Origin of the sequence: Actinomadura logoneensis (assembly GCF_003428695.1) — a bacterium.
GTDB lineage: Bacteria > Actinomycetota > Actinomycetes > Streptosporangiales > Streptosporangiaceae > Spirillospora > Spirillospora logoneensis.
In genome coordinates this window covers 1-23,872 of sequence record NZ_QURH01000148.1, presented here as the reverse complement: position 1 = coordinate 23,872, position 23,872 = coordinate 1, and the positions used below count along the sequence as shown (strand labels likewise).

Below are 23,872 nucleotides of genomic sequence, written 5' to 3'. Positions count from 1 at the left end.
CGGGTGGCCGTGGGTGGCGCCGGACACGGCGGCGCCGGGCGTGGGCGCGCCGGTCACGGGGTGGACCGGACGGCCGGCGCCCGCGAAGGCCGGGCCGGACAGACCCGCGAGTGCGACGGTGAGCGGCGCGAAGGCGGCGGCCCTGATCAGGTTCCGGGCTGTTCGGTTCATGCTTTCCCCCTGGGAAATCGGTTTGCCCCTGCACGGGCGGACCGGCTGTACGGTCCCGAAATGCCGTCCGGTGGTCTGCACCGGGTTTCCGCTCGGGGACGTTAGTACAGCCACCGCCCGCGCACAGCCCTTTCGGAAATGAATCAGCGCGGCGGAGGAATGATCTCCGAAAGAGCTGTAACGGTTCAGGAGCGTCCGTTATGGCCGGACATGGACCGGCATTTCCGCACGGTTCACGACGGCGTTATGGCGAGCTTTCTAGGGAGAAGCCAGAACGGGGACGCCGATCCGGCGTCCCCGTTTCTTTAACCGTTCTTGCCCGGGCCCTATGAACCCTCGCCCAGCGAGATGGCCTCGTCGACCTCCGTGCGGCGGGCGGCGAGCTCCTTCTCGTAGCGCTCGCGGTCCACGGCCTCGGCGATGTCCTCGTCCTGCCGCATCAAGGCCTCCAGGTCGGCCTTGGCGTTGTCCAGGACGCCCATGTCGAGGTAGGCGGCCTGCACCTTCTCGCCCCACAGTCCGACGTCCTTCACGCACGGGACGATCCGGCTGAACAGCAGCGACTGGTAGAGCGTGTACATGTCGGAGTTGTCGACGTACTCCATGCACTTGTCCATGGGCATGTCGAGCTGTTCGAAGACCTCCCGGCCCTTGAACCGGTCGCGCATCAGGTAGCAGCCCTCGACCACGAACTCCTCGCGCTCGGCGCGCTCCTTCTCGGTGAGTTCGGCGTAGTAGTCGCGCAGCGCGAGGCGGCCGAACGCGACGTGCCGCGCCTCGTCCTGCATGACGTACGCGAGAAGCTGCTTGACCAGCGGGTTGGTGGACATGTCCCGGTACAGCCCGAACGCGGCGAGCGCGAGCCCCTCGATCAGCACCTGCATGCCGAGGTAGGGCAGGTCCCAGCGGGAGTCCTCCAGCGACTCGGCCAGCAGCTTGGCCAGGTCCTGGTTGATCGGGTAGTACATGCCGATCTTCTCGCGCAGGAAGCGCGAGTACAGCTCCACGTGCCGCGCCTCGTCCATGGTCTGCGTGGCCGCGTAGAACTTGGAGTCCAGGTCCGGGACGGACTGGACGATGCGCGCCGAGACGTTCAGCGCGCCCTGCTCACCGTGCAGGAACTGGCTGAACAGCCACGCGCCCTGGTGCCGGCCGAACTCGTCGCGCTCGGCCTGCGACATCTTGTCCCAGATGTCGGAGCCGACCAGCGGGTTGAACTGCTCGGGCAGCCCCGCCACGTTGTTCGGATCGACCTCCAGGTCCCAGTCGATGCGCTTCTGCGCGTCCCACTGCTTGTCCTTGCCCTTCTGGTAAAGGCTCAGCAGCCGGTCGCGCCCGTCGTCATATTCCCAGGTGAACCGGGCGTCACCGGACATCGGGACGTCCCAGGTCTCCTTGGGGACGGACGAGACATAAAAGTCGTACGAGGTCATGCCAACCTCCCGGGGACGGGCCTCCCGCGGGCCTCGGGGGGCCGCGGGTCGACACGGGGATCTGCCACCCACCGCTTTACATCCCTTCGTAACATGTAAAGCGGTGGGCGAACAGACCCATTCATGTCGTCCGGAACCCGTCCGGCCCGTCCGGAAAGGGATGGCAGAAGTCACCACCGAGCCGCGACGACGTTCACCGGCCGCCTGAGCTGCGCGTTCCCGGCGTTGGACGCGGCTTCGTCCGAGGCACCGCGCAAACGGGGCACGGCCGAGCACGCGTCCGACGGGCTGCGCCGGCTGCGGAGCCCGCCGCGCGGCCGGTGACACTCGGGTGCTCTTTCACGCTGTCCATAGTGGGCGGGCTGGGGATGCCGGTCGGCCGGCTCCGTCCGCGCTGCGCACGGTCGCGGGCTGGACGCCGTCGTCCGGGCACGCGCCCTCCCATCACGGGCCCGGTGCTCGCGGGCCGGACGGCCGGGCCTGGCCGCCGTCGCGGTCCCGGCCCACCGCCGTACCCCGAGCGCACACTCACCAGAAAGGACACGACAGGAAATACTGGACCGAGACGACCCTCCGACCGACGGAAGCGAGCCATGAGCGGGCTGTTCAAGGAGACGATCGACGGCGAGGACCCGGGGAGATCCCGGCCCCGCCGCGCGTTGTGGGCCGCGTTCGGGCTGATCTACATCGTCCCGGTCGTCAGGGTGGTCGCCGGGTACCACGGGCTCCGGCTCGTCCTGGCCGCGCTCGCGCTGGCGCTGTTCGTCGCGCTCTACGTGGCGACGCCGCTGACCATGCGGAGCTGGATGCACCCCGCCGGACGGCCCACCTACGTGCTGTTCGGCCTGTTCGCGGTGCTGTGCGCGGCCCTGCCGTTCGCGTTCGGCGCCGAGTGGGCCGGAATGCCGATCTACCTGTCGATCGTCGCGGCGATGACGCTGCCGCTGTGCGGCGTCCCGTACGCCGTGGTCGCGGCGGCGGCGCTCAGCGCCCTGCAGTCCTGGTACCTCGGCATCGGCCGCGGCGGGCTGCTGATGATCGCGATGTCGGCGCTGTCGCTCGGCCTGTTCATGTTCGCCTTCCGGCACGCCCGGACGCTCGTCCAGCAGCTCCGCGAGGCGCGCGCCGAGACCACCCGGCTCGCCGCCGCCAACGAGCGGCTGCGCATCGCCCGCGACCTGCACGACCTGCTCGGGCACAGCCTGTCGCTGATCGTGCTGAAGAGCGAGCTGGCCCGCCGGATGGCCGCCCGCGACCTGGACCGCGCGTTCGCGGAGGTGAACGACATCGAGACGGTGGCGCGGGAGGCGCTGCGGGACGTGCGCGCCACGATCTCCGGCTACCGCCGCCGCGACCTGACCGGCGAGCTCGACGGCGCGCGGGCCGTGCTCACCGCCGCCGGGATCGAGCCGGTCGTCCGCACCGCCGGCACCCCGCTCCCGGACGAGGCGGACGGGCTGTTCGGCTGGGCCGTCCGGGAGGCCGTCACCAACGTCGTCCGGCACTCCCGCGCGCGCCGCTGCGAGATCGTCGTCCGCCGCGAGCCGGACGCCGCCGTGCTGTCGGTGACCGACGACGGGACGGCGGCGCAGGAGTCCGCGGGGTCCTTCACCCCGGGCAACGGGCTCACCGGCCTCGCCGAACGGCTCGCGACGGCGGGCGGCGAGGTGACCGCCCGGCCGCGCCCGTCCGGCGGGTTCGCGGTCACCGCGCGGTTGCCTCTCCCGCCGGAGCGCGGACCGTCCGGACGGGGCGCCGGGGGAACGGAGGACCGCGGGACGGCCCTGGACGCCGCCGGTCCGGCGGACGGCGGGGACGCGCGGCCGACAGTAGGGTCTGCGACGTGATCCGGGTGATGCTGGCCGAGGACCAGGGCATGGTGCGTGGCGCGCTCGCCACCCTGCTCGGGCTGGAGGACGACCTGGAGGTCGTCGCCGAGGCCGCCGGTGGCGCGGAGGCCGTGCTCGCCGCCCAGCGCGAACGCCCCGACGTCGCGCTGCTGGACATCGAGATGCCCGGCGGGGACGGACTGTCCGCGGCGGCCGGGATCCGCGCCGCCGTCCCGTCCTGCCGGATCATGATCCTGACCACCTTCGGCCGTCCCGGCCACCTGCGCCGCGCCATGGAGGCCGGCGCCTCGGCGTTCCTGGTGAAGGACGGCCCGGCGGGGGAACTGGCCGCCGCGATCCGGCGCGTCGTCGCGGGCGAGCGCGTCATCGACCCGAACCTCGCCGCCACCGCGCTCAGCGCCGGCCCGAACCCGCTCTCGCCACGCGAGCGGGACGTGCTGACCGCGGGCGCGGACGGCTCGACGGCCTCCGACGTCGCGGGCCGCCTGCACCTGCCGGAGGGCACGGTCCGCGACGACCTGTCCGCCGCGATCACCAAGGTGGGGGCGCGCGACCGCGTCGAGGCCGTCCAGACCGCGCGGGCGCGGGGATGGCTCTGAGCCGCCGAGCTCCCCGGGCCCCCGCGCGGGGGCCCCGGCGAACGGCGTCCCCCGGGGGCCGCCGTCCCGTCCGCCGCGCCTCCCGCGGGATCGGCGCGCTGCTGCTGGCCGGGACGCTGGTCGCGTCCTGCCGCGCGGGCGATCCGGGGACGATCAGGACCACGCCCGTCGGCCCCGCCCCGGCCGTCCCGCCCTGGGCCAGCGTCGGCTGCACCGGCGGGACGCTGGCGACCGGGCGGCACACGTTCCAGGGCCGCGGGTTCCTCGTGAACGTCCCCGACCGCGGCCCCGACGACCCGCAGGACCCCAGCCCCTCGCCCCTGATCCTGGACCTGCACGGCCTGAACTCGTCCGGGTTCGAGGAGGCCGTCTACGGACGGCTCGCCGACGCGGGCGCCGCGCGCGGGTTCGTCGTCGTCGAACCCGACGCCGCGGCCGGCCGGGGCGGCTGGAAGCTGCCCGGCATGCAGGACGGCGACGCCGACGTCCGGTTCGCCAACGCGCTGCTCGACCACCTGGAGAAGGGCCTGTGCCTGGACCGGCGGCGCGAGTTCGCGGCGGGCTTCTCCAACGGCGCGGGCCTGGCGACCGCGCTGGTCTGCGGCCTCGGCGGACGCCTCGCCGGGGTCGCCGCCGTCGCCGGGCTGAACCTGGCCCGGCCGTGCCCGCGTCCCGCGCCCACCACGATCGTCGCCTTCCACGGGACGTCCGACCCGGTCGTCCCGTACCGCGGCGGCGAGCCCTTCGGCGGCCTGCGCGCGAAGGTCCCGTCCTGGATGACCCCGGCCGACGGCTCGTTCGACCTGCCCGCGGTCCCCGCCTCGGCGGCGGCGTGGGGACACGCGTTCGGCTGCGCGAGGACGGCCTCGGCCAGGCCCGCCCCCGGCGTCCGGCACCGCTCCTGGACCGGCTGCCGCCAGGACGCCCGCGTGGACCTCTACACCGTGCCGGGCGCGGGCCACGTCTGGCCCGGCTCGTTCCCGATCGGGACGGGCGCGACCCGGGCGGTCGACGCCACCGCCGTCACCCTGGAGGCTTTCGTCGACGCCCTCCCGCACTGGCGCCCCCGCCGGACCTTCCCCCGACCGGAAGCGGGCTTCGGCGAGGACCGCCCCCGCGAGTCGCCGCCCACCATGGCCGCGACCCCCTGACCCGGCGCCCTGACCCGGCGCCCTGACCCGGCGCCCTGTGGCGCCCGGCGGGCTCGGTCGGTGGAGGCCGGGGTCAGTCGGTGGAGATGTGGTCGGCGAGGTAGCCGTGGATGAGGCGTTCGGCCTCGGCGAGGATCTCGGGGTCGCCCGCCGGGTCGCGGCGGAAGGCCAGCTTGAGCACGGCGTCGGCGGCCTCGACGGCGATCGCGAGGGCGCGCGCCAGGCCGGGCGTCTCGGCGATGCCGAAGGTGTCGACGATGAGCTCGCGCAGCCGCTCGGCGACGACCGAGTTGTTCTCCGCGCCCTCGTCCAGCAGCCGGACGTCGGCCACGTCGCCGAACCGCAGCACGCGGAAGCCGGGGACCGAGCGGTGCATCTCCACGAAGATGGCGATGATCGCGCCGACGGTGTCGGACCAGTCGTCGAACCCGCCGCCGGTGAGGCGCTCGGACACCCGCTGCTCGAACTGCTCCAGGTTGCGCAGCGCGAGCGCCTGCGCGACCGCGCGCTTGTCGGGGAAGAACTGGTAGACCGACCCGATCGCGACCTCGGCACGCTGGGCGATGCGGGTCGTGGTGAGACCGTCGTAGCCGTCCTCGTCCAGGATCTCCGCGCAGGCGTCCAGCATCCGCTGCACGCGTTCGGCGCTGCGGCGCTGGGCGGGACGGCGGCGGAGCGGCGTTCGGATGTCGGTCACACCCCCATTGTCGCCCCTCCGCGCCGTGCCGGGGCATCAGGACGACCGACATCACACCTGGGCATCCGGCCGAACGCACCGCGTGCACACCCCGGCCTCCGGCCGCGACCGCGCCGCCCGCGCCAGACGATCCGGACAGCCGACCGCGCCAGACGGTCCGGACGGCCGACCGTGCCGGACTGTCCGGACGCGCCGACGCCCGACGCGCCGGTCTCGCCGGACGGGTCGGACGGGCTGGGAGGGCGGGGCGGTTCGGGGGAGGGCTCGTCGTCGCCGGGGTCAGGCGGGGACGGCCTCGCGGACGCGGTGGGCACGGCGGTACTCGCTCGGCGACACTCCCATCTCGCGGGCGAAGTGGGCGCGCAGGTTCGGGGCGCTGCCGAGGCCGCAGCGGACGGCGACGGCGTCCACCGGGATGTCGGTGCGTTCGAGCAGTTCACGGGCGCGCAGGACGCGCTGGGTGAGCAGCCAGCGCAGCGGCGTGACGCCCAGCTCGGCCTGGAAGCGGCGGTGCAGGGTGCGGACGGTCAGCCCGGCGCGGGCGGCGAGGTCGGCGACCGTGAGCGGGTCGTGCAGCCGCTCGACGGCCCAGTCGAGGACCGGGCCGAGACCGTCCTCGGCCCGGGCGCGCGGCATCGGCGAGTCGACGTACTGCGCCTGGCCGCCGGACCGGTGCGGCGGGACGACCATCTGCCGCGCGACGGCGGTGGCGGCCTCCGCGCCGAGGTCGTGCCTGATCAGGTGCAGGCAGAGGTCGATCCCGGCGGTGTTGCCCGCGCCCGTGAGCAGGTCGCCGTGGTCGTGGTAGAGGACGGCGGGGTCGACCGGGACGCGCGGGAAGCGGCGGGCGAGCGCCTCGGCGTGCTTCCAGTGGACGGCGCTGGCCCGGCCGTCCAGGAGTCCGGCGGCGGCGAGGACGAACGCGCCGGAGCAGAGCGACACGATCCGGGCGCCGCGCGCGTGCGCCTCGCGCAGCGCGGCGAGCAGCGGCTCGGCCGGGTCGCGGTCCACGTCGGCGGTCGCCGGGACGATGATCGTGTCGGCGGCGCGCAGCCCGTCCAGCCCGTGGGAGGCGTGGACGCCGAACAGGCCCGGCAGGTCGCGGTGCCCGGACGAGCCGCGCATGCGCACGTGGCGGGGGCCGCCTTCGGCGCAGATCCGCACGTCGTACCAGGGGCCGGTGTGGCCGGGCGGGGGCGTCCCGAAGAGCTGGCAGGGGATGGCGACCTCGAAGACCGGCATGTCGTCCATGACGGCGATGGCGAGCGTCCGCGCCGCAGAAGGCATGGCAGGAATCTAGCGCATCGCGTCATTTCTGACACTCGTGGGGGCGTCCGTCCCGGTCGAAGCTGTGATCATGAACTTCGAGACCTCGTCCACGGCGGCCCGGCCCGCCGCCCCGCTCCGGGCCGCGCGGCCCGCGCCGCCCGCTCCGGCCCCCCAGACGTCCGCTCCCGCCCTCGACCCGCCGCCCCCGCCCGACCTCGCCCCGGCGTCCGGCCGTTCCGCCGAAGGCGGCGCCCGGCGGTGGTGGGTCCTCGGGGTGGCCTCGGCCGCGCAGTTCCTGGCGATCCTCGACCTCTTCGCCGTGAACATCGCCTTCCCCGCGCTGCGGGACGGCTTCGGCGGGGCGTCCCTCGCGGACGTGTCGTGGGTGCTGAACGCGTACACGATCGTCCTCGCGGCGCTGCTGGTGCCCGCCGGGCGGATCGCCGACGAGGCCGGACGCCGCCGCGTCTTCCTCATCGGCATGACGCTGTTCGGGATCGCGTCGGTCGCGTGCGCGGCGGCGCCGACCCTCGGCCTGCTCGTGGCCGCGCGGGTCGTCCAGGCGATCGCCGGGGCACTGCTGATCCCGACGTCGCTCGGGCTCGCGCTGCCCGCCTTCCCGCGCCGCGAACACCCCACGGTCATGGGCATCTGGACGGCCGTCGCGGCGGCCGGCGCGGGCTGCGGCCCGGTCCTCGGCGGCCTGCTCCTGCTCGCCGACTGGCGCTGGATCTTCCTGATCAACCTGCCGATCACCGCCGCCGCCGTGCTCGCCGGACGCCGCCTGCTCCCCCGCGACACCACGGCCGCCGAGCCCGCCCAGGACGTCCGGCCGACGCCCGGGGCCGGGAGCGCCGCACCGGCGAGGCGGCGGGGGCTCGACCTCCAGGGCGCGGCGCTGCTGCTCGCGAGCGCCGGGACGCTGACCGCGCTGCTCACCCAGGGGCCGGAGTGGGGCTTCCCGTCCGTCCCGACGATCTTCTCCGGCGCGCTGCTCACCGTGCTCGTCCCGCTGCTGGTGGCACGGCTGCTGCGGGCGCGCGACCCGATCATCGACCCCGCGCTGTTCCGGAACCGGACGTTCGCGGTCGCGGTCGCCGGAGTGGGGCTCTACTACCTGGCGTTCGCGGCGGGACTGCTCGCGACGACGCTGTACTTCACACAGGTCATGCACTGGTCGGAGGTCTCCGCGGCGCTCGCGCTGGCGCCCGTCCCGGTGGCGTGCATGACGTTGTCCCCGCTGTCCGGACGCGTCGTCGCGCGGATCGGCGAGCGCGCGTCGGCCGTCCTCGGCGGCCTCACCCTCGCGGTCGGCGCGGCCTGGTGGACGGTCGCCATCGGACAGGGCTACGCGCTCGGCTACCTGCCCGGCGCGGTGCTGTTCGGCGCGAGCACGGCGCTGCTCCAGCCGCCGCTGTTCGGGGCGTCCACCGCGCTGCCCGGCGACCGGATCTCCCTCGGCTCGGCGGTGCTGATGACCACGCGGCAGATCGCGTCCGCGCTCGGCGTGGCCGTCCTGACCTTCGTGCTGCACGGGCGTCCGGTGCTCGCGGACTACCGGCTCGGCTGGACCCTGATGGCCGTCGCCGGGCTCGCCGCCGCCGTGGCCTGCGTCCGGTTCCGCCGCGACTGATGCGCTCAGCGCAGCGACTGGAAGAGCTGCCCGGCCGCCGGCTGCGTCCACTGGAGGCGGTTCGGATCGGCCGGGTACGGCGCCACCGGGACGGTCCCGAAGCGGATCCTCCCGGTGTCGCCGACGCTCGACGACAGGTCGAACATCTGCTTGAGCCCGAGCCCCTTGTCGGTGACGACGGACTTGGACGCGGCCCGCAGGAACGCGTACAGCCGCGTCGGATTGCCGAGCTGGCCGCGCGCCTTGTCCGCCATCGCCGTCATGAGCTGCTGCTGCCGCCTGATGCGGCCGAGGTCCGAGCCGTCGCCGACGCTGTACCGGACGCGCGCGTACCCGAGGGCCTGCTCGCCGTTCAGCTTCTGGCGTCCGGCGGCCAGGTGCAGCCCGGCCTTGGTGTCGTCGATCCGCGCCGGGACGTTCACCTCGACCCCGCCGAGCGCGTCCACCATGGACTTGAAGCCGGTGAAGTCGATCTGCAGCGCGTGGTCGACGCGGACGCCGGTCGCGCCCTCCACGGTCTTCCACGCGCAGGCCAGCCCGGCCTCGTTGAACGCCGAGTTGATCATGCCGGTGCGGGCCGGGACGGTCGCGCCGCCGGGCGCCCGGCACGCCGGGACCGGCACGACCGAGTCGCGCGGCAGGCTGATCCCGCGCACGTCCTTCCCGTTCGCCGGGACGTGGAAGAGGATCATGGTGTCGGTGCGGGCGCCCTCCTCCTTGCCGTACCCGGCGTTCGCGCCCTGCCGGCTGTCCGACCCGACGACCAGGATGTTCTCGGCCTGCGTCCGCTTGGCCGGACGGGGCCCGAGGTCCGCCGCGCTCACGTGCCGGATGTTGCCGTCCACCTGCGTGTACAGCCCGTACCCGGCGAGCGGCAGCATCGCCGCGACGATCAGCGCCGCCGGAACCAGCCGCCGGATCCGCCTGCGCCGCCGCAACCGCCGCGTCCGGTACCCGCCCGAACCCCGCGCGTCGCCGCCCTCCCCCCAGAAGGCGCTCTCCGCGGACGCCCGACTCTCCGCCCCACCGCTCAGCCCCGCGCCAGCAGCCGTCACGCCGTGGTCCGCTGCCGCGGTGTCGCTCGGGTAAGGGCCGGTGTCGGACGCGTCGCCCCGGGAGGCGGCGTTGGCCGCCGTCGCGTTCTCGGAAGCGGACAAAGCCCCCTGGGACGCGTCGCTCTCGGAAGCGGAGAAAACGCCCCTGGACGCGTCGCTCTCGGGAGCGGAAGAAGCGTCCGCGGACGGGTTCTGCGGGCCGGATGCGCCGGGCTGGGCGGCGGAGCTGGTCCACGCGCCTGTGTCGGTGCGGGCGAGGGTGTCCGGGAAGGACGGGACCTTCTGCTCGGGGCTCTCTCGCCCGTCCCGGTGGCTGGTCATCGACGTCCTTCTCGGTCTGCTGGTTGCCAAACGCGCTGGTCAGAGGGCGTTGGGCGGCGTCTCGTCCCCATTTCCGGCCGGAATACGGCACGACCGCGGGCGATCCGGTCGGCGCCCGCCCCCGCTGGGCGCCGTTCCGGGACACGGTGGTTTCACCGCTCGCTCAGGTAACGAACCGGACATCCCCACTGTTCCTGGAGAGGCGGACGGGATCGGAAGCCACCCGCCGGACCGGACCGGCTCCCTAAGAGCGCGCGGTATCGACCTTGGTCGCTACCCGGACGCCCCCGCCCGGCGGAAGGCTGGCGGGCATGGATCGGAAGACCTACGACGGGCTTGAGTCGTTCGTGTTCATCGCCGGCTTCTACGAGGGGCTGCTGCCGTTCCCCGCCAAGTACTTCGGCTGGACGCCGCTGCTGTCGCTGCCGTCCCGGATGCCCTCGCCCGCGTGGTGGATCGCGGCGGCTGCGGCCCTCGTCACCGCAGCCGTCCTGCTGGTGGTCCTCGACACGGCCAAGAAGCGCCGCTACCCCGACGCCTGACCCGTCCCGCGCGGACGCCAGCCGCCGGGGTCAGGGGGCGAGGCGGTCGCGGTAGCGGTCGCGGGTCCTGCCCACCATGCGGCCCACGGCCCGGCTCAGCGGCGGGGCGAGCCGGTCGAGGGCCAGCGCGAGGTGCGCCTCCGGAGCCACCGGCACGAGCGCACGGTCACGCCGGACGGCCCCCAGGATGGCCCGCGCGACGCGTTCGGGCGGGTAGCCCCGGCGGGCGAACACCTTCGCCGCGCCCTCGCGCAGCTCGTCGGCCGTGTCGGCGGACACCCCGACGTACCGGGCCCGGCGCGGCAGACCGGTGTCGATCACGCCCGGACAGATCGCGCTGACGCCGACGCCGGCGTCCGCCAGTTCCAGCCGCAGGCACTCGCTGAACCGCAGCACGGCCGCCTTGGTCGCCGAGTACGCGGCGACGTCCGTGCCCGGCGCGTACGCGGCCATGGACGCGACGTTGACGAGGTGCCCGCCCTCGCCGCGCTCGACCATCCGCGCGCCGAACAGGCGGCAGCCCCGGTACACGCCGTCCAGGTTGACGGCGCGGATCCGGGCCCAGTCCGCCTCGCCGGTCTCCAGCAGCGGCCCGGCGACCCCGATGCCCGCGTTGTTGACGACCACGTCCGGGACGCCGAAGTGCTCGGTGACATAGTCGGCGAACCGCTCCATGGCCTCGGCGTCCGCCACGTCCACCCCGTACGGATGCGCGACACCGGCGCGGGAAGCGCCGCCTGACCCGACACCGCCGCCCGCGTCCGGGCCGCGACCCGCGCCGGAGATCTCGTCGGCGACGCGCTTGGCAGCGCCCTCGTCGATGTCGGCGACCACGACCGAGGCGCCCTCGGCGGCGAACGCGTGGGCCGTCGCGCGGCCGATGCCGCCGCCCGCGCCGGTCACCACGACGAGCCGTCCCGCGTACTCGCCGCCGGGGCGTCCGGCGGCCCGCGCGCGGGCGAGGTCGGGGGTGTCCGGGCCGCCCGCGAGGTGGTCGACGAACTCGGTGATCCAGTGCGCGACGCGGTCCGGATGGGTGCGCGCCACCCAGTGCCCCGCCGCGACGCGCCGGACGTACAGCGGGTCGGCATGCCCGCGCGCCGACAGCAGCACGTCCGGCGTGGCGTAGCGGTCCCGGGTCGGGACGATCAGCTGCACCGGGACCTGCGCCGTCGCACCCCCGGCGGGGAGTCTCCGCAGGTTGGCCCGGTAGAGCCCGAGCCCCGCGCGGGCGTCGCGGGCGAGCGTCGGCGCGGGGTGCCCGGTCCTCGGCTCGCCGCCCTCCGCGCGCTTCAGGCCGCGCGCGAACGTCGCGGTGACCACGCGCGCCAGCACCTCGCCCGTCCCCGGGGCCGCGAGCAGCGGCATGTAGGCGCTGCGTCGCGCCTGGTCCAGCACCCGCCCCGCCCGCCGGACGCGCTCCCGCGCCGGTCCCGCGCCCGTCGTCTCACGGCGGGCCCACTCGGCGACGTGCCGCCAGTCGGGGCCGGAGATGGAGGTGAAGGACGCGATGCGGCCCGCGAAGGGGCGTCCTGCCGGGCCGTCGGTGACGGCGGCCCAGCCCTGGACCGATCCCCAGTCGTGCCCGACGAGGTGCACGGGCGCGTCGCCGCCGACCGCGTCCAGGACGGCGGCGAGGTCGCCGAGCAGCGCCTCGATGCCGTAGCCGTCCGGATCCTCCGGCGTGGTGGACGCCCCGGCCCCGCGCACGTCGTACGCGAGGACCCGGAACCGCCCGGCCAGCCGCTCGGCGACCTCGTCCCACACCGCGCTGGTGTCCGGATAGCCGTGCACGAGCACGACGGTGGGCCGGTGGCCCTCCCCCCGCTCGCGCACGGCCAGCTCGATCTCGCCCGACCTGACCCTGTGATCCCGCACCGCGATCACCTTCTCCGCCGGAGGGTGCCTTTCCGCGAACCTACGCCTTCGGCTCGCCCGGGGCGACCCCGGTGACCGGCTGGCGCAGGATGGTCAGCACGCCGAGGCCGAGGTAGATCTCGTGGTGCAGCCCGCGCGGGACGAGTCCGTGCTCGGCCATGAAGGCGTCCATGCGGGCGAGCGTGGCGGGCTCGCTCGCGTAGTCGCCGTGGTGCAGCACCTGGACGGACGGCCCCTCGGCGAACTCGGCGAGCTGCACGCGCGCCGCCGCCGGAAGCTTGGGCCGGACGGCGTCGCGGGCGTGCTCGACCTGCTCGGCCGTGACGTCCGGGGCGGTGCGGATGAACAGGTGCCACCGCCACTCGGCGCGCGGGACCTCCAGCGGCGGACGCGAGGTGTCCTCCACCCACCAGCGGCCCTCCAGGGGCGCCCCCGGGCTCCCGAGCGCGCCGGCGACCGCGTACACGGCCTCGATCGCGGCCGAGTGCTCGGCACCGCCGGGCTCGCCGAGCCCGCTCACGGACAGACCGCGGACGGCGGGCAGATCCACGAGCGCAGGCTCATCCGAAGCCGCATACCAGGGATCCTCAACCCCCGTCCCACCGCCGACGTCCGCCGCGTCCGCGGCGGCCGGGACCCCTGCGGCGTCCACCACGTCCCCGGCACTCGCGACGTCCACCACGCTGGCGACGTCCACGGCGCCGGCGACGTCCGCGGACTCGGCAGCGCCCACCTTGCCCGCGGCGTCCGCGGCGCCCCCGACGTCCGTGGCGTGCGCGCGGTCCGCGGCGGGGCCGGTCGGGGGCTGAGGGGCTCTGGTCATCGTTCGTCCTCCAGTCGGATCTGCACCCTGGTCACCAGAGCTTCCGGCGGGGTGCGTTCGGGGTCGGTGAGGTAGGTCTCCCGGGTCGTCGTGCCGGGGGTGTGGCCGTGGTCGGCGCACCAGGCCAGCAGCCCGTGCACCACCAGCCCGACCTGGTCGAACGGCCCCACGTGCAGGGCCGTCGCGAACGGACCGCCCACCAGGACGTCCCGGCGGGTCCCCGGCGGCGCGTCCGCCCCGTCCGGCAGGACGGCGGCGAGCGCGACGGGGATCTCCTCGGCGGGATCCAGCGGGAACAGCCCGACCATGGGCTCGGTCGTCGCGACGTCCAGCAGCCGTGCCGCGCAGCGCCCCATCGCCGGGGCGATGTCGTCCAGCGCCGCCGTGTCGCGGGCGAGGGCGACCGTGCGGGCGGGCTCGTCCACAACGGTGACCTCCGGCGCGGGCAGCCCCTCGACGAGGAGGCGTTCGAGCACGTCCAGGGCGCGTCGGCGGCGCTCCAGCTCGGCGGCCTGCCGGTCCCGGACCTCGGTCAGCGGACCGGTCGGGTCGTCCAGTGCGAGGGTCCGGGCGATCATCGGCAGCGGGACGTCGAGGGTCCGCAGCAGCCCGATCGCGAGGGCGTCCCGCGCCTGCTCCGGACGGTAGTACCGGTACCCGGACGCCGGATCGACGTGCGCAGGCGACAGCAGCCCCAGGTCGTCGTAGTGCCGCAGCCGCTTCACGCTCAGCCGGCACAGCCGCGCGAACCGCCCGATCGGCAGGAGATCTTCGCTCACGTCCCCACTGTCCCGTCTCCCACAGCGGGAGAGTCCACCGCGCGCCGGAACCAGGGAACCCCCACGCCGACGCACCGCGCCCCCAGAACGCGCCGCGCCCCACCTTCTTCTGGCTCTACGCGTCCGACGCGAAGTCGTGGGTGAACCGCTGAAGACCGCCCAGGGCGTCCACGACCTCAGGGGGGACGTCGCGGAGATGCGGTCGGTCAGCCCATCACTCAAGGCCTCGGCGTCGACGGCTCGTCCGAGCGCGGCGGCCTGCGGTGAAGCTGTGCGTCCGCTGACGGCTCAGGGCCGCGGAATCTCCCCGATCACCGCGGTGCCGACGCCCTTGGACGCCTCCAACTCCGGCGCCCGCCCGTCCTCGACCGCCTCGTCCTCCTCCGCGTGCTCCTCGGACGTGTCGTCGGCCGGAACACGGCGGGCGGACGAGGCGTCGCCGCCGAACGCCTGCGTGATGGCCTCCAGAGCCGACGTGACCTCCGACGGGATGACCCAGAACGTGCTGTTCGGGCCCTCGGCGAGCTTCGGCAGGGTCTGCAGGTACTGGTAGGCGAGCAGCTTGGGGTCCGGGTCGGCGCGGTGCACGGCCGTGAACACCCGGTGGATCGCGGTCGCCTGGCCCTCGGCCTCCAGGATCGCCGACTGCTTGGCGCCCTCGGCGCGCAGGATCGCGGCCTGCTTCTCGCCCTGCGCGGTGAGGATCTTTGACTGCCGGGCGCCCTCCGCCGTCAGGATCGCCGCGCGCTTCTCCCGCTCGGCACGCATCTGCTTCTCCATCGCGTCCTTGATGGACGGCGGCGGCTCGATCGCCTTGATCTCCACGCGGGTGACGCGGATGCCCCATTTGCCGGACGCGTCGTCCAGCACGCCGCGCAGCGCCGTGTTGATCCGGTCCCGGGACGTCAGGGTGGCCTCCAGGTCCAGGGTGCCGATCACGTTCCGCAGCGTGGTCGCGGTGAGCTGCTCGATCGCCTTGATGTAGTTGACGATCTCGTAATCGGCCGCGCGCGGGTCGGTGACCTGGAAGAACAGCACGGTGTCGATGTGCACCACCACGTTGTCCTCGGTGATCACCGGCTGCGCCTTGAACGACACCACCTGCTCGCGCAGGTCGATCAGGGATTTCACCCGGTCCACGAACGGCACGACGAAGGTGATGCCGGGTTCCAGCGTCCGGTGGTAGCGGCCGAGCCGCTCCACGTTGCGGGCACGCGCCTGCGGGATGATCCACACCGTCCGCATGGTCGCGGTGACCAGCACCGCGATCCCCGCGATCAGCACCACCAGCAGCGCGATGGCGACGTCCGTCATGGCTCCCCCTCCGGGATCCGGGTCGGGCCCACCGGGTACAGCAGCGCCGTCGCGCCCTCGATGGCGAGCACGTCGGCGGTGGCCCCGGCGGGGATGACGAGGTCGGGGTCGTAGGGCCGGGCCGTCCACTCCTCGCCGCCGATGCGCGCGCGGCCACCCGTCCGGCTGACCTCGGTGAGCGTCACGGCCTCGCGTCCGACCAGGGCGGCCGTCCCGGACCGCATCCTCGGCGGCTGCCGGACGTGCCGCCGCGCGAGCGGCCGCACCACCCCGAGCCCACCGACCGCGACCAGCGCGAACACCGCCGCCTGGAGAACGACCGGGAGCCCCGCCGCAGCCGTCAGCCCGGCCGCGAGCGCCGCCACCGCGAGCAGTCCGAGCGCCAGTGTCAACGTCAGCAGCTCGGCGACCCCGAGCACCGCCGCGACCAGCAGCCAGACGACCCACGCCTCCATTCGCGTCATCTCCCAGAGGCGGTCGATGTCCTTCCTTTCAAGGTAGCTCCGCCCCCACCCCCACTCAACGTCAAACCCCCCTTAACCTGCCCAAACAGCCCCACCAGCCCCACCGTTCCGAAGCCGCCCGCCCCCACGGGCGAGGCGGGCGCCAGTGGACGTCCTGAAGCAAACCGCGTAAGCACCCACCCACGCCTGCACGGACGAAGCGGGACGACGAACCTCCTGGACGGACCCCGCGAGCCCCGACCGCCTGCGCGAGCGAAGCGGCCACGATGGACCTCCTGAAACGGACCACGCGAGCACCCACCCCACCTGCACGGGCGAAGCCAGACGGTGAACCTCCTGAAACGGATGATGCGAGCCCCACCCCACCTGCACGGGCGGGTCGGTTCGGTGGACGCCCTGAAGCCGACCGCGCGAGCACCCCGGCCCCACCTGCGCGAGCGGGTCGGTTCGGTGGAGTCCCTGAAGCGGACCGCGCGAGACTCGCCCACCTGCGCGGGCGAGGCGGGTCGGGGAGGAGTCGGTGGCGGTGGGGGGTGGGAGCGGGTCATCATGAGGACGGGCGTCGGGCGACGAGGAGTTACGGCCATGGGCAGCCGCACTGGATACCGGACCTGTCCGCTCTGCGAAGCGCTCTGCGGGCTTGAGCTGACGCTGGACGAGGCGGACACGATCACGTCCGTGCGGGGTGACAAGGACGATCCCCTGAGCGCCGGGTTCCTGTGCCCCAAGGGGGCGACACTCGGCCGTCTCGACGCTGATCCCGACCGGCTCGACGCGCCGCTGGTACGGGGCGTCCCGGTGGGATGGGACGAGGCGTTCGACGTCGTCCGGGACGAGTTGGCCGAGGTCATCGCGCGGTACGGCCGCGACGCGGTCGCGATCTACATCGGGAACCCGACCGCGCACTCGGTGGCGGGGCCGCTCTACGGATCCGCGCTGATCAAGGCGCTGGGCACCCGGAACGTCTACACCGCCAGCACCGCCGACCAGATGCCGAAGCATGTCAGCTGCGGGCATCTGTTCGGCGATCCGCTCGCGATCCCCGTTCCCGACCTCGACCGCACCGAGTACCTGCTGATGCTCGGCGCGAACCCGCTGGAGTCGAACGGCTCGCTGTGCTCGGCCCCCGACTTCGCGGGACGGCTCAAGGCCGTCCAGGCGCGCGGCGGACGCGTCGTCGTCGTGGATCCGCGCCGCACCCGCACGGCCGCCCTGGCCGACGAGCACCTGTTCATCCGCCCCGGCACCGACGCCCTCCTGCTGATGGCGCTCGTCCACACCCTCTTCGCCGAGGAGCTCACCACCCTCCCCGCCCAACCGACCGACCACCGCCCTCCAACTCCCGCCCCCCGACCCGCCAACCGGCCCGACCCCGGACCCGCCTCCCACAGCAGCAACACCACCGCCCCCGGCACTGCCGCCGAAACCGGCGCAGCCAACGTGATCAGCGCAGCCAGTGGAACCGGCGCAGCGGGCGCGAGCGGCGGGGGGAGTGGAGCCAGCGCGATAGACGCGGCCGACGGGGTTGGCGGGGGTGGGAGGGGGGTTAACGGGCTGGATGAGTTGCGGGCGCTGGCCGTCGGGTTCTCGCCGGAGCGGGTCGCGCCGGTCACGGGGATCCCCGCGGAGACGATCAGGCGGACGGCCCGGGAGCTGGCCGCCGCCGGGCGCGCCGCCGTGTACGGCCGCATCGGGACCTGCACGCAGGAGTTCGGCACGCTCGCGAGCTGGCTCGTGGACGTGCTGAACATCCTCACCGGCAACCTCGACCGGCCGGGCGGCGCGATGTTCCCCCGCCCGGCGCACACGCCGGTGTACCGGCGGCGGCGTCCGTTCACGACGGGCCGCTGGCGCAGCCGCGTGCGCGGGCTGCCCGAGGTCATGGGCGAGCTGCCCGTCGCGACGCTCGCGGACGAGATCGAGACGCCCGGCGAGGGGCAGGTCCGCGCACTGGTCACGGTGGGCGGCAATCCCGTGCTGTCCGCTCCCGACGGCGCCCGTCTCGACCGCCTCCTTCCCTCCCTCGACCTGGTGATCAGCGTCGACCCGTACCTGAACGAGACGACCCGGCACGCGCACGTGGTGCTGCCTCCGCCGCGCCCCGCGCAGACCCCGCACTACGACCTGGCCCTGCTGGGGTTCACGGTGCGCGACTACGCCCGCTACTCGGCGCCGGTGGTGCCGCTCCCGGACGGCCGTCCCGCGGAGACGGAGATCCTGGCGCGGCTGGCGACCGCCGCCGCCGGGACCGACGCCTCGCCGGCCGACCTGGACGAGCTGGTCATCATGACCACGCTCGGCCGGGCGGTGGCGGCGCCCGGCTCGCCCGTGCACGGCCGCGACCCCGCCGAACTGCGCAAGGTGCTCGCGGACGGCTCGTCGCCCACCGAGCAGCGGCTGGACATGATGCTGCGGCTCGGCCCCTACGGCGAGGGCTTCGGCGCGGACCCGAACGGGCTCACCCTCGCCCGGCTCCGCGACGAGCACCCGCACGGCGTGGACCTCGGCCCGCTGAAGCCGCGCCTGGGCGAGGTGCTGTGCACCGCGTCCGGACGTGTCGAGCTGTGCCCGCCCGCGTTCGCCGCCGACGTGGACCGGCTCGCCGCCGCCCTGGACGCCCCTCGCCACGACCTGGTCCTGATCGGGCGCAGGCAGCTGCGCTCGAACAACAGCTGGCTGCACAACGTCCCGGAGCTGCTCGGCGGCTCCAACACCTGCACCCTTCAGCTGAACCCGGCCGACGCAGAGCGGTTCGGGATCGCGGAGGGCACGCGCGTCCGCGTGACGTCCCGCACCGGGTCGGTCGAGGCCGTGGCCTCCCCCACCGACACCGTCATGCCCGGTGTCGTCAGCCTCCCCCACGGCTGGGGCCACGACCTGCCCGGCACCCGCACCCGCGTCGCCGCCGCCCGCCCGGGCGTCAGCGCCAACGCCGTCACCGATGATCGGCTCATCGACCCCCTTTCCGGAAACGCCGCCTTCAACGGCGTCCCTGTGACCCTCACCCCGCTGCCCTCACCCCTCTAGAACGTCCGGCCCCGGCAAAGCGTTGGGGTCCCGCATCAAGATCTTTCGAGCCCGTCCCCCCCAGGTCACGGGCGAATGTCCGATGTGCTCCGATCCGTCCCTCCTGGCGGGGACCCCGCGCGGCAGCGGCCGGACGGCGCCCCGCGCCCGGCCCGCGAACCGCGGTGATCTTTGGTTTCGGACGGGTAGGGGGTGTCCGATGCCGGGTTTAGGGATCCCTACCCACAGGTAGGACTCACCTCGGCGCGGACGGTCCGTCTCGGCGGCGGGCGACGGCGCGGCGGGAGCCCGTCCGGTCGGCCACCCCCGGGGGGCCGTGCGGACGGTCACGACGGCCGGTGCCACCGGCCGCCACGGGTCCCGGCCCGCCGGGCACCCGGAGCCTCCGGGCCCGGCTCCGGACACGTCCGGGGTCCGAGACCGGAAACGTCCGGCATCGGAACCGTCCGGGAGCGGATACGTCCGGCACCGGATACGTCCGGCACCGGATTCGTCCGGGAGCGGAACGCAGGCACGCACCCGAGGAGGGGACGACCTTGAACCGACGGGCGAGCGACATCTTCCGGCGCGGCCCCCGGCCGCAGGTCAGGCCGCATCCGGTGGACGTGGCCGACAGTCTCGAGCAGGCGGGGTCCCTGGACCGCGCCATCCGGGTGATCTCCGCGGGTGTCCAGCGGGTGCTCCCGCCGGGCCGGGTCAAGGACGCGCTGCACGGCGTCCCGGCCGGGCATCCGGCGCATCCGCCGCTCACCGACATGCCGATGGGCTGCTGGATCTCCGCGGCCCTGCTCGACCTGCTCCCCGGCACGCGGCGCGCGTCGGCCGTGCTGGTGGCGGCGGGCATCGCCGGGGCCGTGCCGACCGCGCTCACGGGCCTCGCCGACTGGTCCGCCCTGCACCGCGAGCAGCAGCGGGTCGGGCTCGTCCACGCGATGGCCACAGCCAGCGCGAGCAGCCTGTACATCGCGTCGCTGATCGCGCGGCTGCGCGGCCGGGACGCCGCGGGCCGGGCCCTGGGCCTGGCGGGCCTCGGCGCGGTGTTCGCGGGCGGCTACCTCGGCGGACACCTCGCCTTCCGGCAGGCCGCCGGCGCCAACCACGCCGACCAGGTCTCGCACCTGGTCCCGCTCGGCTGGCACGACCTGTGCGCCGTCTCGGACCTGCCCGACGGCTGGCCGGTCCGCCGCACGCTCGGCTACATCAGCCTGTTCGTGCTGCGCGAGGAGGACGACGTCCACGTCCTCGCCGACCGCTGCAGCCACCTGGCCGGCCCGCTTCACCAGGGCCGGATCACCATCGACGACGCCGGGGACACCTGCGTCGTCTGCCCCTGGCACGGCAGCACCTTCCGGGTCGCGAACGGCACCGTCGTCCACGGCCCGGCCACCGGCCGCCAGCCCGCCTTCGAGTCCCGCGTCAGCGACGAGGGCATCGTCCAGGTCCGCCCCCTGTCCTGACCACCGCCCGACCGCCTCACCCGCCCCGAGGACGTCCGCGCCGCCGAAAGGGGTGAGGCGCAGCCGCCCACCCACGGCAGGGACGCTCCGAAGGCGACAGGCCCCTGCACGCTGGGCCCGCTCGCCGGGGGCATCCATCCATGCGGTCGGGCCCCCTCTCGGCGCGGACCTCCTCGGCGAGCCGGCGGGTCTCGCGGACGTGGTTGTCCAGGACGGCGCGGCGCTGCCCGAGGAGATCCAGGCCGAGCCGAGGCACGTCCGCCGAGCAGTACCGCCGGGCCGTCGCCGAGGTCCCCCGAGGTTCCCGGCGACGACGAGCGCGAACGCCGCATAAGCCGGGTCTGCCACCTGCATCTGACCCACTTCCTGCCGAGGCTTCCGGACCGCAAGGCCCGCACCAGCGTGCCCTCCGTGGCCGACGTGCTCCCGCACCGGATACTCAGTCCGCGAGGCCCGAATCGCCCCTGCCCGCGGTCACGGCCTACGGCGAACGACGTGGAGGCAGCGGAGGGATCAGGATGGCGGGGCCGTCGCGCCCCGACGCCCGCCCGGCGGCTGGACGCCCGGCCAGACGGCCTGCCGGACGCGGCCAGACGCCCGTGCGGCCAGACGCCCGTGCGGACGGTCGGCCGGACGGGCGGACGGGCGGGCTGCCGGACGGGCGGGCTGCCGATCGGGCGGGCTGCCGGACGGGCGATCGAACGCCCGTGCGGACTGGCGGACGACCGGACGGGCTTCCGGACGCCCTGCCCGACGGGGCCGGACGGGCTTCCGGACGCGACCGGACGCCCGTGCGACGGCCGGACGGACGGGCGCAAGGGCTTCCGGACGCGCGGCCAGATGGCGGAGCAGCCGTGTCATGCCGTCCTCAGCCTCGTGCAGCCTCCGGCTGCCCTCAGGGGAAGGTTCCGAACGGGTCAGTCGGCGGACGAGCCGGACGACTCCGAGGCGTCCGGGGCCTCGTCCGAGATCGGGTACTCGACCAGCGCGAGGACGCGGCTGGCCATGAAGCGGGCCGTGCGGACGGGAGTGCCCGTACGGGTCACCTCGCTGACCTCGACGACGCCGCGCCGCGTGTCGATCTCGACCCGGCGGCCGGCGCGGGTGGCGGCCACCTCGTAGGTGCGGACGCCCTCGCCGCCCGCGTCGATGACGATCTCGACCCTGTCGCCCTTCATGCGCACCCCTCGCACCCGTCGAACGTATATTCGACTCATACCCAGATCAAGGGGTCGTCAACCGTCGAAATCGCAGGTCAGAACCGGTCAGAACAGGAATCTCCACAGCGCGACCAGCCCGACGAGGACGATCACGCCGCGCAGCACGTTCGACGGGATGCGCTGCCCGACCTTGGCTCCGAGGAGGCCGCCGATCGTGGATCCGGCCGCGATGAGGAGCACGGCGAGCCAGTTGATGCCGGTCCGGCCGATCGCCCACGAGCTGATGAACACGACCGCCGCGGTGCCGTTGACCAGCGCGGACAGGACGTTCTTGGCGGCGTTGACCCGCTGCAGGTCCTCTTTCAGCGCGGTGCCGAGCAGGCCGATGAGGACGATCCCCTGCGCCGCGCCGAAGTAGCCGCCGTACACCCCCGCGCCGAACACGCCCGCCCACAGTCCGGGACCGCCGTGCTCCCGCTGCCGCCGCTCCCGTGCGCGCAGATACGCCTGCAGCCTCGGCTGGACGATCACCAGCACCAGGGCGATGACGATCAGGACGGGGACGATCACGTCGAACGCCGAGGCGGGCAGTTCCAGCAGCAGCAGCGAGCCCAGGGCCGCGCCGAGCACCGAGGCGGCGCCGAGTCGCAGCAGCCGGGTCCGCTGCCCGCGGAGCTTGTCCCGGTAGCCGTACGCGCCGGTCACCGAGCCGGGGACGAGCCCGATGTTGTTGGAGACGTTCGCGGTCACGGGCGGGAAACCGAGGGCCACCATGGTCGGGAACGTGATGAGCGAACCGGAGCCCACCACGGTGTTGATCCCGCCCGCGGCGATTCCCGCGGCGAAGACCGCGACCGCGTCGAACAAGTTCACTGTCGTCCCGTCCCATGATCCGAGCGTTCTGCGAGTCCCCCGATGCTAGGGAAGGGCTATTTCAGCGGATTGGTCGGGGTCGTCCGTCCACATGCCGAGACACCGATCACCCCACCGCTCCGACCGTCGCTCCGACGCGAGAGGACGACCGACGCTCTGAGGCACCACGGTCGGCCGTCGCTCGACGCGAAGGAGCAAGCCCCCACGCGAAGGCCGTCACTCTGGCGCAGCCCCTTCGCGGCTCCCCGCGGCCACGCCCTCGCAGCACCAGGACGCCGCACGTCCCCGATCAGTAGGTCGCGCGGGCGTACCAGCGGCCGTTCTGCCGGTCCACGGTCAGGGGGAGGCCGAAGCAGGCGGTCAGGTGCTCGGGCGTGAACACCTCGTCCACCTTCCCGGCCGCGACGACCCCGCCCTTGCGGAGCAGCAGCGCGTGCGTGAAGCCCTCGGGGACCTCCTCGACGTGGTGGGTCACCATCACGGTCGTCGGGGCGGCCTGGTCGTTCGCCAGGACGCTGAGACGGCGCACGAGGTCCTCGCGTCCGCCCAGGTCGAGGCCCGCGGCGGGCTCGTCCAGCAGGAGCAGTTCGGGGTCGGGCATGAGCGCGCGGGCGATCTGGACGCGCTTGCGCTCGCCCTCGGACAGGGTCGAGAAGCGCCGCTTGACCAGTTCGGCGCAGCCGAGCGCCTCCAGCAGCCCGATCGCGCGCGCCAGGTCGGTGGACTCGTACTCCTCCCGCCACCGGCCGATGATCGCGTAGGAGCCGGTCAGCACCACGTCGAGGACGGTCTCCCCGGCCGGGACCTTCTCCGCGATCGCCACGCTGGCGAACCCGATGCGGGGCCGCAGCTCGAACACGTCGGTGCGGCCGAGCTCCTCCTCGAGGATCTCCACCTTCCCCTCGGTCGGGTGCAGCAGCGCGGCGGCGATCTGGAGCAGCGTCGTCTTGCCCGCCCCGTTCGGCCCCACGACCACCCACCGGTCGCCCTCGTCCACCGTCCATGTGACGTCGCGCAGCAGGGAGGCCCCCTCGCGCTTGACGCCGACTCCCTGAAGTCGCAGTACCTCGCCGGCCATCGCGCGCCTTTGTCCCCAATCTGGCTACTCAGGTGATCCGATTCGCAAGAGAGAACCTATGCGATTCGCAGCGCTTATGGTGGTCGGCATGGACGCAGGCGCTGACCGAACGGACTCGACGGGCGACGCGGCGACCGCGCTCTGCGCGTGGGGCAACGCCTGGCTGGCAGGCCACGTGGGCCTGGACGAGGCGGCGGACGCGATCGAACGCGCCGCAGGGCCCCAGATCGTGGGCCTCCCGCCGGCCGGCCCCGACCCGGCCGCCGCCGGCGGCTCCGTCGCCCCCGCCCACGCGCCG

19 protein-coding genes and 1 pseudogene are annotated in these 23,872 nt (G+C 74.3%); 8 read left to right on the top strand and 12 right to left on the bottom strand.

Annotated features, from left to right (window positions below):
- Positions 1-497: 497 nt before the first annotated feature.
- Positions 498-1,604 carry a ferritin-like domain-containing protein gene (locus DZF91_RS07920; RefSeq protein ID WP_117356832.1) on the bottom strand — a complete coding sequence of 369 codons (1,107 nt, stop codon included), beginning with the start codon at positions 1,602-1,604 and terminating at the stop codon, positions 498-500.
- A gap of 593 nt (positions 1,605-2,197) precedes the next feature.
- On the opposite strand from DZF91_RS07920, the gene DZF91_RS07915 reads away from it, so the two are divergent.
- From DZF91_RS07915 to DZF91_RS07905, 3 genes are read left to right on the top strand one after another with little or no spacing between them, the layout of a single operon-like run.
- Positions 2,198-3,451 (top strand): sensor histidine kinase, encoded by a 1,254-nt coding sequence (locus DZF91_RS07915; protein WP_117356831.1) that lies wholly within the window; start codon positions 2,198-2,200, stop codon positions 3,449-3,451.
- The gene (locus tag DZF91_RS07910; RefSeq protein WP_117356830.1) at positions 3,448-4,053 is read left to right on the top strand and encodes a response regulator transcription factor; all 606 of its coding nucleotides are present in this window, start codon (positions 3,448-3,450) and stop codon (positions 4,051-4,053) included. Before DZF91_RS07915 ends, DZF91_RS07910 begins: the two co-directional genes overlap by 4 nt.
- Complete coding sequence (locus DZF91_RS07905) at positions 4,044-5,204, top strand: alpha/beta hydrolase family esterase (protein ID WP_117356829.1); 1,161 nt, start codon at positions 4,044-4,046, stop codon at positions 5,202-5,204. Before DZF91_RS07910 ends, DZF91_RS07905 begins: the two co-directional genes overlap by 10 nt.
- Before the next feature lie 73 nt (positions 5,205-5,277).
- Here DZF91_RS07905 and DZF91_RS07900 read toward each other — a convergent pair whose 3' ends face one another.
- Both DZF91_RS07900 and DZF91_RS07895 read right to left on the bottom strand, forming a co-directional pair.
- On the bottom strand, positions 5,278-5,901 hold the full coding sequence (locus DZF91_RS07900; protein ID WP_117356828.1) for a TetR/AcrR family transcriptional regulator: 624 nt from the start codon (positions 5,899-5,901) through the stop codon (positions 5,278-5,280).
- A gap of 279 nt (positions 5,902-6,180) precedes the next feature.
- On the bottom strand, positions 6,181-7,188 hold the full coding sequence (locus DZF91_RS07895; RefSeq protein ID WP_117356827.1) for a GlxA family transcriptional regulator: 1,008 nt from the start codon (positions 7,186-7,188) through the stop codon (positions 6,181-6,183).
- 70 nt (positions 7,189-7,258) lie between these two features.
- Here DZF91_RS07895 and DZF91_RS07890 point away from each other — a divergent pair, with 70 nt between their 5' ends.
- Positions 7,259-8,803 carry an MFS transporter gene (locus DZF91_RS07890; RefSeq protein WP_117356833.1) on the top strand — a complete coding sequence of 515 codons (1,545 nt, stop codon included), beginning with the start codon at positions 7,259-7,261 and terminating at the stop codon, positions 8,801-8,803.
- Positions 8,804-8,808: 5 nt separating this feature from the next.
- Here DZF91_RS07890 and DZF91_RS07885 read toward each other — a convergent pair whose 3' ends face one another.
- Positions 8,809-10,179 carry an LCP family protein gene (locus DZF91_RS07885; protein ID WP_117356826.1) on the bottom strand — a complete coding sequence of 457 codons (1,371 nt, stop codon included), beginning with the start codon at positions 10,177-10,179 and terminating at the stop codon, positions 8,809-8,811.
- 311 nt (positions 10,180-10,490) lie between these two features.
- On the opposite strand from DZF91_RS07885, the gene DZF91_RS07880 reads away from it, so the two are divergent.
- On the top strand, positions 10,491-10,721 hold the full coding sequence (locus DZF91_RS07880; protein ID WP_117356825.1) for a hypothetical protein: 231 nt from the start codon (positions 10,491-10,493) through the stop codon (positions 10,719-10,721).
- 30 nt (positions 10,722-10,751) lie between these two features.
- On the opposite strand, the gene DZF91_RS07875 is transcribed toward DZF91_RS07880, so the two are convergent.
- From DZF91_RS07875 to DZF91_RS07855, 5 genes are all read right to left on the bottom strand, one after another.
- Positions 10,752-12,599 carry an SDR family oxidoreductase gene (locus DZF91_RS07875; protein ID WP_199486489.1) on the bottom strand — a complete coding sequence of 616 codons (1,848 nt, stop codon included), beginning with the start codon at positions 12,597-12,599 and terminating at the stop codon, positions 10,752-10,754.
- A 40-nt stretch (positions 12,600-12,639) separates the two neighbouring features.
- Positions 12,640-13,422 (bottom strand): GyrI-like domain-containing protein, encoded by a 783-nt coding sequence (locus DZF91_RS07870; RefSeq protein ID WP_117356823.1) that lies wholly within the window; start codon positions 13,420-13,422, stop codon positions 12,640-12,642.
- The gene (locus tag DZF91_RS07865) at positions 13,419-14,201 is read right to left on the bottom strand and encodes a MerR family transcriptional regulator (protein ID WP_117356822.1); all 783 of its coding nucleotides are present in this window, start codon (positions 14,199-14,201) and stop codon (positions 13,419-13,421) included. The genes DZF91_RS07870 and DZF91_RS07865 overlap by 4 nt, the downstream gene beginning before the upstream one ends.
- Before the next feature lie 288 nt (positions 14,202-14,489).
- Complete coding sequence (locus DZF91_RS07860) at positions 14,490-15,515, bottom strand: SPFH domain-containing protein (protein WP_117356821.1); 1,026 nt, start codon at positions 15,513-15,515, stop codon at positions 14,490-14,492.
- Positions 15,512-15,970, bottom strand: coding sequence for an NfeD family protein (locus tag DZF91_RS07855; RefSeq protein ID WP_117356820.1), 459 nt, complete (start codon positions 15,968-15,970; stop codon positions 15,512-15,514). Before DZF91_RS07855 ends, DZF91_RS07860 begins: the two co-directional genes overlap by 4 nt.
- 594 nt (positions 15,971-16,564) lie before the next feature.
- On the opposite strand from DZF91_RS07855, the gene DZF91_RS07850 reads away from it, so the two are divergent.
- Positions 16,565-19,006 carry a molybdopterin-dependent oxidoreductase gene (locus DZF91_RS07850; RefSeq protein ID WP_158587880.1) on the top strand — a complete coding sequence of 814 codons (2,442 nt, stop codon included), beginning with the start codon at positions 16,565-16,567 and terminating at the stop codon, positions 19,004-19,006.
- 536 nt (positions 19,007-19,542) lie between these two features.
- The gene (locus DZF91_RS07845; protein ID WP_117356818.1) at positions 19,543-20,463 is read left to right on the top strand and encodes a Rieske 2Fe-2S domain-containing protein; all 921 of its coding nucleotides are present in this window, start codon (positions 19,543-19,545) and stop codon (positions 20,461-20,463) included.
- Between the two features lie 917 nt (positions 20,464-21,380).
- Here DZF91_RS07845 and DZF91_RS07835 read toward each other — a convergent pair.
- From DZF91_RS07835 to DZF91_RS07825, 3 genes are all read right to left on the bottom strand, one after another.
- On the bottom strand, positions 21,381-21,641 hold the full coding sequence (locus DZF91_RS07835) for a hypothetical protein (protein WP_117356816.1): 261 nt from the start codon (positions 21,639-21,641) through the stop codon (positions 21,381-21,383).
- Positions 21,642-21,728: 87 nt separating this feature from the next.
- On the bottom strand, positions 21,729-22,496 hold the full coding sequence (locus DZF91_RS07830; protein ID WP_117356815.1) for a sulfite exporter TauE/SafE family protein: 768 nt from the start codon (positions 22,494-22,496) through the stop codon (positions 21,729-21,731).
- Between the two features lie 289 nt (positions 22,497-22,785).
- The gene (locus tag DZF91_RS07825; RefSeq protein ID WP_117356814.1) at positions 22,786-23,574 is read right to left on the bottom strand and encodes an ABC transporter ATP-binding protein; all 789 of its coding nucleotides are present in this window, start codon (positions 23,572-23,574) and stop codon (positions 22,786-22,788) included.
- An 88-nt stretch (positions 23,575-23,662) separates the two neighbouring features.
- Here DZF91_RS07825 and DZF91_RS38840 point away from each other — a divergent pair.
- A pseudogene (locus DZF91_RS38840) lies at positions 23,663-23,872 on the top strand (hypothetical protein); the annotation flags it as partial.

What these genes read in the sequence shown, in the direction of transcription:
- DZF91_RS07915 (WP_117356831.1), top strand. Translation starts at nt 2,198, where the DNA reads ATGAGCGGGCTGTTCAAGGAGACGATCGACGGCGAGGACCCGGGGAGA.
- DZF91_RS07890 (WP_117356833.1), top strand. Translation starts at nt 7,259, where the DNA reads ATGAACTTCGAGACCTCGTCCACGGCGGCCCGGCCCGCCGCCCCGCTC.
- DZF91_RS07850 (WP_158587880.1), top strand. Translation starts at nt 16,565, where the DNA reads ATGGGCAGCCGCACTGGATACCGGACCTGTCCGCTCTGCGAAGCGCTC.
- DZF91_RS07860 (WP_117356821.1), bottom strand. Translation starts at nt 15,515, where the DNA reads ATGACGGACGTCGCCATCGCGCTGCTGGTGGTGCTGATCGCGGGGATC.
- DZF91_RS07885 (WP_117356826.1), bottom strand. Translation starts at nt 10,179, where the DNA reads ATGACCAGCCACCGGGACGGGCGAGAGAGCCCCGAGCAGAAGGTCCCG.
- DZF91_RS07870 (WP_117356823.1), bottom strand. Translation starts at nt 13,422, where the DNA reads ATGACCAGAGCCCCTCAGCCCCCGACCGGCCCCGCCGCGGACCGCGCG.
- DZF91_RS07895 (WP_117356827.1), bottom strand. Translation starts at nt 7,188, where the DNA reads ATGCCTTCTGCGGCGCGGACGCTCGCCATCGCCGTCATGGACGACATG.
- DZF91_RS07855 (WP_117356820.1), bottom strand. Translation starts at nt 15,970, where the DNA reads ATGGAGGCGTGGGTCGTCTGGCTGCTGGTCGCGGCGGTGCTCGGGGTC.
- DZF91_RS07835 (WP_117356816.1), bottom strand. Translation starts at nt 21,641, where the DNA reads ATGAAGGGCGACAGGGTCGAGATCGTCATCGACGCGGGCGGCGAGGGC.
- DZF91_RS07825 (WP_117356814.1), bottom strand. Translation starts at nt 23,574, where the DNA reads ATGGCCGGCGAGGTACTGCGACTTCAGGGAGTCGGCGTCAAGCGCGAG.
- DZF91_RS07880 (WP_117356825.1), top strand. Translation starts at nt 10,491, where the DNA reads ATGGATCGGAAGACCTACGACGGGCTTGAGTCGTTCGTGTTCATCGCC.
- DZF91_RS07905 (WP_117356829.1), top strand. Translation starts at nt 4,044, where the DNA reads ATGGCTCTGAGCCGCCGAGCTCCCCGGGCCCCCGCGCGGGGGCCCCGG.
- DZF91_RS07920 (WP_117356832.1), bottom strand. Translation starts at nt 1,604, where the DNA reads ATGACCTCGTACGACTTTTATGTCTCGTCCGTCCCCAAGGAGACCTGG.